Below are 431 nucleotides of genomic sequence, written 5' to 3'. Positions count from 1 at the left end.
TTCTTGATGTGCAGCGCTTTGTTGTACGCAAAACGAACCGCACCGAACTGAGCGTTGAGATATTCAGCCTGTTCTGGTGTTGGGTAGATGCGTACTTTTGTTGCTCTTAACATCATCAGCGCTCATTGATATAATGTTTTTATTTTAACATGTTAGGGAAACATATCAATTGAGTAATCATAATGATTTACTGGCGGAATTCCTCAGAAAGCGGCACAGTGTCAGTAAAACTGGTCGTGCATCTGATCTTTACGACAAAGTATCGACGTAAGCTATTTGACGGACTGATGCTCGCTCAACTGCGTGATGCATTTGACTCCGCTGCGGCAAAACTTGAATGCGAAATTATTGAGATGGACGGAGAGCCTGACCATGTGCATCTGCTGGTTGCTTACCCGCCAAAACTGGCGGTCAGTGTGATGGTCAACAAT

1 protein-coding gene and 1 pseudogene are annotated in these 431 nt (G+C 44.3%); one reads left to right on the top strand and one right to left on the bottom strand.

What is annotated here, in order from left to right:
* On the bottom strand, positions 1–113 hold a 113-nt coding region (locus tag BHE89_RS20950), incomplete at its 3' end, for a helix-turn-helix domain-containing protein (RefSeq protein ID WP_171742557.1).
* A 56-nt stretch (positions 114–169) separates the two neighbouring features.
* On the opposite strand from BHE89_RS20950, the pseudogene tnpA reads away from it, so the two are divergent.
* A pseudogene (tnpA, locus tag BHE89_RS20945) lies at positions 170–431 on the top strand (IS200/IS605 family transposase); the annotation flags it as partial.

The organism is Shigella sp. FC1967 (assembly GCF_001743005.1).
Lineage (GTDB): Bacteria > Pseudomonadota > Gammaproteobacteria > Enterobacterales > Enterobacteriaceae > Proteus.
This window is presented reverse-complemented; position numbering and strand designations above follow the sequence as displayed.